Origin of the sequence: Thermoactinospora rubra, from assembly GCF_002093975.1 — a bacterium.
Classification (GTDB): domain Bacteria; phylum Actinomycetota; class Actinomycetes; order Streptosporangiales; family Streptosporangiaceae; genus Nonomuraea; species Nonomuraea rubra_A.
The window spans coordinates 1-6028 of sequence record NZ_MSZZ01000103.1 but is presented as its reverse complement, the minus strand read 5'-3'; the positions used below and the strand labels follow the sequence as shown (position 1 = coordinate 6028).

Genomic DNA, 6028 nt, shown 5'->3' with positions numbered 1-6028 from the left:
CCCGTAGTGCCGGAGGTCTCGCGTGGGAGGGACCTTCGGCCCGCGCCGACCCGGGACTTCCGCCGACAGCCTCGCCGTCCGGCAGAGCCGCCACCACGGCGAGCCGTCAGTCCAGGACTTCCGCCGGCGTGCGGCGCACGGCTCGGCTGTCCTCGAACGTGATCCCGAGCCGCATGATCGTCTGAGGGTACTGGTCGGAGCACAGCTCATGCCGCAGGAACTCCCGCAGGTGGTACATCTCCAGCGCCTGGGTGTGGAAGGCGGCGCCGACGCCGTAGGCCGAGGCGTGCAGCAGCACCCGTTCCAGGGCCTGCCCCGCGGCGAGCCAGCTCTCGCGGGTGTCGCCGGGCGTGGTCAGCACCGCCACCAGACCGGTGGAGTCGGCCATGCCCTGGTCGCCCGGCTTGCCCCAGTCCTGGCCGTGGGCGTAGTCCCGCTGCGGGAACCGGCCCGGCCATCCCCCGCGCGGGTATGCCTCGGCGGGCACCCCGTCGCGGCGCGGGCTGCCCGGCGGGCGGGCCCAGCGCATCAGCTCCAGGCTGAAGGCCCGGTCCTGGACCTGCACGGCCTGGGCCGCCTGGGTGAGTGCCGCCAGGATGTCCACGGCCGCCTCCGACCGCACGGGGGTCAAGGTGGCCTTCTCGGCCGCCGCCTCCCGCACCAGCCGCTCGATGAGCCGGTCGGGCACCGGCAGGTCGGTGAACCCGGCCCGGTGGGTACGGCGGCGCTTGACCTCTCCGGCCAGCGTCCGGGTTGTCTCATCCGGCGTCACCGGTTGGCCGGGCCGTACGGTGGCCAGCAGCGAGGGCCGGTCGGGGTCGGGCAGCACCCGCACGATCGGCTCGTAGCCCTCGGCCCGCAGCGCGACGCGCAGGTTGAGCAGCGCGGCGCCGCAGCTGACGATCAGCTCGCGGGCGCTCGGGTCGCTGACGCGCAGCTTGCGCTCCACATCGGCGCGCAGGCTGATCTCCTCCCCGGACACGGCGAAGGTCCAGGGCTGGGTGTTGTGGACCGACGGGGCCCAGGTGGCGGCCTCGATCGCCGCGCGGATCGCCTTGTCCTTCGTCGCCTTGTCGTTCATGGCGGCACACCTTCCAGCAGGGATGGCTCCAGCGCATCACGCGGACAAGGTCGCAGGTCAGGGCCGAAAGTCCCGCATCGACAGGCCATCGGCCCTCATGTCCGGTTGGGGAGATATGCCGGTGTCAGGACCAATACCGATTCCACGTGGGCCGTCCGCCTCTGGGACCGATCCATCACCGCCGCAACACTGGCCACCTCAATCCCTCTGGAAAGGAGGCGGGTGCCATGGCTGTCATCGTCGGGCTCGACGGCTCACCGAGCTCCATCGCCGCTCTGCGCCGGGGCCGTGAGGAGGCCGTACGGCGAGGCGTCGGCCTCCTGGTCGTCCACGTCGTCCAGGAGGCCGGCGAGGACGTCCGGCGCGAGGGCGAGCGGCTGCTGGCCCACTTCGCGGACGGCGAGCGCACGCTGCTGCTCACCGGCCCGGCGGGCGAAGTGCTCAGCTGCCAGGCCTCCGGCGGTGACGCGATCGTGCTCGGGACCGGCTTCGGTGGCCGGCCACTGGAGGGGGCCACCGTCGCGGCGGTGCTTCACGCGGCTCCCTGTCCGGTCATCGTCTGTGACAGCGGCGACCTGGCGGGACGGATGAGCTGGAGTGTCCACTTCCCGGCCCCCGGCGCCAGGGTCTAGCGGCGTCCCGGGGGGCAGGCAGTACGATCCCTCCGATCACCCCCTAGAACGCTCCAAAAAGACGGCGAGGTCCTGTGTTCGGCATTCTGCGCCCGTGCAGCACGCACGGCTGTCCAACGCTGCGCGAGGCGTGGCGGGCCCACCTGTGCGGGCTGTGCCTGACCCTGCGGGACGGCCACGGCCACACCGCCCGGCTGGCCACCGGCTACGACACGCTGATCATCTCGGTGCTCACCGAGGCCCAGCGACCCACCGCATCTCCCCACCGGATGGCCGGGCCGTGCGCGCTGCGGGGCTTCCGTACCGCCGACGTCGTCGACGCCCAGGCCCAGGGTGCCCGCCTCGCGGCGGGCGTGTCCCTGCTGCTGGCCGCCGGCCGCCTGCGCGATCAGGTCGCCGACGGCGACGCCTCCCCCGCCACTGCGGCCGTGCGCAGGCGGCTGGCCGCCCGCTGGCAGGACGGCGGCGTACGGCTGGCCGCCGGAGTCGGCTTCGACGCCACGACACTGACGACGGCCGCGGAACGGCAGCTCGAGCTCGAACGCCGCGACGAGGTCACCCTCCTGGAGCTGACCGCCCTCACCGAGGACGCGGTCGCCGCCGCCTTTGCCCACACCACGGTGCTGGCCGGCAAACCCGGCAACGCCGCCCCGCTGGCCGAGGCCGGACGCTTCTTCGGCCGCATCGCCCACCTGCTGGACGCCGTCGAGGACCTGGAAGAGGACCGCGAGCGCGGCGCGTTCAACCCGCTCATCGCCACCCGCACGCCACCGGCCGAGGCGCGGCGGCTGTGCGAGGACGCCGCGCACGGCTTGGCCCTGGCGCTGGCCGAGGCCGACCTGGCCGACCGGCACCTGGTGCGGGTGCTGCTGGAGACCGAGGTACGGCGGGCCATCGACCGCGCCTTCACCGCCTCCTACGAACGCCCCGGCTGGATCCGCAAGTCGCTGGCAGGCATCGGCACGTTCTTCACCTGCGGCCTGTGGCGTCCCCGCTGGAGCAAGCGCAGAGGCCGCCCGTGCGAGGAGCGCTTCTATTTCCGTGACGGCACCTGCTGTACCTGCTGCGACTGCTGCAACTGACGGTCAGGAGGTAACGGCCCCGGTCACGCGGCGGCGGAACACCCAGTATGTCCAGCCCTGATAGGCCAGCACCACCGGGGTGAAGATCGCCGCCACCCAGGTCATGACGGTGAGGGTGTAGGGGCTGGAGGAGGCGTTGGTCACCGTCAGGCTGTTGGCCGGGTCGACCGCAGGCATGACGTCCGGCCACAGGTTGCCGAACAGCGTGACCACCAGCGCGACGACGGCGACGGCGGTGCCGGTGAAGGCCCAGCCGTCCCGGCCGCGCAGCGTCGCGAGGATCGTGGCCAGCAGCCCGGCGGCCGCTACGGCCACGGCGATCCAGGTCAGCGGGTTGTCCACGGTGAGAACCAGGAACACCCCGGCCACGACGGCGGTCGCCGGGCCCAGCAGCCAGGTCACCCTCGTGGCCCGCTCCCGCAGCTCGCCGGTGGTGCGCAGAGCCAGGAAGGTGGCTCCGTGCAGGGCGAACAGCGCCGCCGTCGCCACCCCGCCCAGCAACGCATAAGGGTTGAGGAGCGTGAAGAGCGTTCCGGTGTACTCGTGGTTCGCATCCAGCGGCACCTCGCGCACGACGTTGGCCAGCGCCACGCCCCACAGCACGGCCGGGCCGAGCGAGCCCCAGAAGAAGGCGCGGTCCCAGCCCTTGGCGGAGGCGGTCTTGTTGCGGTACTCCAGCGCGATCCCCCGCACGATCAACGCCAGCAGGATGAGGAACAGCGGCAGGTAGAAGCCGCTGAACAGGGTGGCGTACCACTCGGGGAAGGCGGCGAAGGTCGCGCCGCCCGCCACCAGCACCCAGACCTCGTTGCCGTCCCACACCGGGCCGATGGTGGCGACCATCGTCTTGCGGTCGGCGGCGGTACGGCCCAGCACCGGCATCAGCATGCCGACGCCGAAGTCGAAGCCCTCCAGGACGAAGTAGCCGGTCCACAGCACGGCGATGAGCACGAACCAGACGGTGGTGAGTTCCATGATGCGCGTTCCTCAGTAGGTCAGGGCCGGAAGGGAGTCGGCGTCGGTCTCGGGCTCTGCCTGCTCGTGCGGGCCGATCCTGATGAACTTCACCAGCAGCCGGATCTCGATCACCGCGAGGACCGCGTAGGCCAGAGTGAAGCCGACCAGCGTGGTGGCCACCTCGGCCACGTCCACGCCCGGGGAGACGGCTGCGGCGGTGCGCATGACGCCGAAGACGGTCCAGGGCTGGCGACCCATCTCGGTGAAGATCCAGCCCATGGTGTTGGCTAGGAACGGCAGGGCGATCCCGGCGAGCGCGGCCCGGTAGAACCAGCGGGATTCCGGCAGCCGTCCGCGCCGCATCAGCCACAGCCCGGCCAGGGCCAGCAGCGCCGCCAGCGCCCCGAAGCCGATCATGAGCCGGAAGGTCCAGTACGCGATGCCCACCACCGGCTTGTAGTCGCCGGGGCCGTACTGCCGCTCGTAGCGGGCCTGAATGTCGTTGATGCCCTCGACCTGGCCGTCCGGCGAGTTGGTGGCCAGCAGGCTCAGGCCGTAAGGGATCTGGATGTTGACGTGATTGCGGCCGTTCTCCACATCGCCGACGGCGAACAGGGAGAACCCGGCGGCCCGCTCGTCCTCCCACAGCGCCTCGGCGGCGGCCATCTTCATCGGCTGCTGCTCGGTCATGATCTGCGCCTGCCAGTGGCCGGAGAACGCCACGCCGATCGAGGCGACCCCGGTCACCACCATGGCCAGCTTGGCGGAGGTGCGGAACAGGTCCACGTCACGCTTGCGCATGAGAAACCAGGCGCTCACCCCGATGACGAAGGCGCCGGCGGTGACGAACGCGCCGAAGATGACGTGCGGGAAGGTGACCAGGGTGGTGGGGTTGGTCAGCACGGCCCAGATGTCGGTCAGCTCGGCGCGGCCGTTGTTGATCCGGTAGCCGACCGGGTGCTGCATCCAGGAGTTGGCGGCCAGGATGAAGTAGGCGGAGATGTTCGTGCCGATCGCGGCCAGCCAGATCGTCGCCAGGTGCAGCCGCGGCGACAGCCGGTCCCACCCGAAGATCCACAGGCCCAGGAACGTCGACTCCAGGAAGAAGGCCATCAGCCCTTCCATCGCCAGCGGAGCGCCGAACACGTCGCCGACAAAGCGGGAGTAGTCACTCCAGTTCATCCCGAACTGGAACTCCTGCACGATGCCGGTGACCACGCCCATCGCGAAGTTGATGAGGAAGAGCCTGCCCCAGAACTTCGTCAGCTTGAGGTACTTCTCCTTGCCGGTGCGGTGCCAGGCGGTCTGCAGCCCGGCCACGATGATCGACAAGCCGATGGTCAGCGGAACGAACAGGAAGTGGTAGACGGTCGTGATACCGAACTGCCAGCGCGACAGGTCCAGGACATCCATGCCCGCCAGCTTCCGGGCGGCGCCCCGTCCGGGCGTAGGGTCACCTGGCCCTGGGCGATGGGACCTTGGTCCTTCCCTTCGCGGCGCGCCGCTGGGGTCCTGGGTGGTGCGCGACATGGACCACGGCATGGACACGCCCGCGCGTGGCTCGCGTGTATGCCAGCCACGCCATGCGACGCATCAGCACGACATGGTCGGCCGCCAGCGCGTGCGTGACGGAGATGTACAGGTGGACCGTGCCGTCCAGTTCCGCCAGCTGCACGGCGGGGTGGACCCCCTCGCGGCGCAGGATCGGTGCCAGGGCGTCGGTGACGGCGCGCCGTACCTCCGCCCCCGTCGCGGGGATCGCCTCGGCGCAGGCGGCGGCCAGGTCGCCCGCCTCACAGGTGGCGGTGTCCGGCAGCGTGGCGCCGGTCGGCGGGCTGCCCGCCACGAGGGTCGGCACGCCGCTGTGCATGCCGCACAGCAGTCCGGCCTCCCGCGCCGTCATCGGGCCGGGCGTCCGCCGTACGTCGACGACCAGGTCGACGTCGCCGTCGGCGAGCGGGCAGCGTCCTCCCGGCGCCAGGCCCGCGCACGGGGCGCCGACCACCTCGGGTGGATGGCACAAGGACGACGTCGTACCCCTCGCCGATCAGCAGGTCTCGCGCGGCCTCGGCGCCGGAGGGCTCCGATTCGGTGACCAGGATCCTCATCCACCCACTCTCCCCACGGCCGGCCTCCGCACGGCAGGGCCCAAAGTCCCCGCCCGGTCAGCCGGGAGACCCTAGGGTGGCGGTGTGACCGCCGTCCTCGTCGTCAACACCGGATCCTCCTCGGTCAAGTACGAGCTCATCGACGTCGAGAGCGGCAGGCGGCAGGTC

The 6028-nt window shown here is 71.4% G+C and carries 6 protein-coding genes; 2 read left to right on the top strand and 4 right to left on the bottom strand.

The genetic code is table 11. The features are described 5' to 3' along the window. Positions 1-106: 106 nt before the first annotated feature. Entirely contained in the window at positions 107-1081 is a 975-nt protein-coding gene (locus tag BSB02_RS39015; RefSeq protein ID WP_084966041.1) for an Acg family FMN-binding oxidoreductase, read from the bottom strand. 227 nt (positions 1082-1308) lie between these two features. Between BSB02_RS39015 and BSB02_RS39010 the strand changes: the two genes are divergently transcribed. Beyond that, the gene (locus tag BSB02_RS39010) at positions 1309-1713 is read left to right on the top strand and encodes a universal stress protein (RefSeq protein ID WP_084966040.1); all 405 of its coding nucleotides are present in this window, start codon (positions 1309-1311) and stop codon (positions 1711-1713) included. A gap of 74 nt (positions 1714-1787) precedes the next feature. After that, positions 1788-2795 carry a DUF5685 family protein gene (locus BSB02_RS39005; RefSeq protein ID WP_084966039.1) on the top strand — a complete coding sequence of 336 codons (1008 nt, stop codon included), beginning with the start codon at positions 1788-1790 and terminating at the stop codon, positions 2793-2795. Positions 2796-2798: 3 nt separating this feature from the next. Here BSB02_RS39005 and cydB read toward each other — a convergent pair whose 3' ends face one another. Genes cydB through BSB02_RS38990 form a run of 3 tightly spaced genes read right to left on the bottom strand, consistent with a single transcriptional unit; the run spans position 2799 to position 5775 of the window. Beyond that, a complete protein-coding gene (cydB, locus tag BSB02_RS39000; protein WP_084966038.1) occupies positions 2799-3770 on the bottom strand; it encodes a cytochrome d ubiquinol oxidase subunit II in 972 nt (323 codons plus the stop codon). A 12-nt stretch (positions 3771-3782) separates the two neighbouring features. Beyond that, positions 3783-5165 (bottom strand): cytochrome ubiquinol oxidase subunit I, encoded by a 1383-nt coding sequence (locus tag BSB02_RS38995; protein ID WP_084966037.1) that lies wholly within the window; start codon positions 5163-5165, stop codon positions 3783-3785. 40 nt (positions 5166-5205) lie between these two features. Next, positions 5206-5775, bottom strand: a complete 570-nt coding sequence (locus tag BSB02_RS38990) for a hypothetical protein (RefSeq protein WP_143591759.1) — start codon at positions 5773-5775, stop codon at positions 5206-5208. Between the last annotated feature and the right edge of the window lie 253 nt (positions 5776-6028).